At 58.1% G+C, this 234-nt stretch carries 1 protein-coding gene; it reads left to right on the top strand.

Features of this window, described 5'->3' with window-relative positions; genetic code table 11:
- The coding region (locus tag IEQ44_RS16575; RefSeq protein WP_227487724.1) for an asparagine synthase-related protein at positions 1 to 234 on the top strand (234 nt) is incomplete at both ends.

The raw sequence follows: 234 nt of genomic DNA, 5'->3' as shown, positions 1-234 counted from the left end.
GGCCTGGCGGCAGAAAGAGCAGTTCTCCGATGGCGTCGGTTACAGTTGGATCGACACCCTGAAAGAAGTGGCTGCGCAGCAGGTTTCTGATCAGCAACTGGGAACTGCCCGCTTCCGCTTCCCGTACAACACGCCAACCTCTAAAGAAGCGTACTTGTATCGGGAGATCTTTGAAGAACTATTCCCGCTTCCGAGCGCCGCTGAGTGCGTGCCGGGCGGTCCTTCCGTCGCTTG

It is taken from the genome of Nocardioides malaquae, assembly GCF_015070385.1.
GTDB classification, from domain to species: Bacteria; Actinomycetota; Actinomycetes; order Propionibacteriales; family Nocardioidaceae; genus Nocardioides; species Nocardioides malaquae.
The sequence above is the reverse complement of the archived record's forward strand: the minus strand, read 5'-3'. Positions and strand labels throughout refer to the sequence as shown.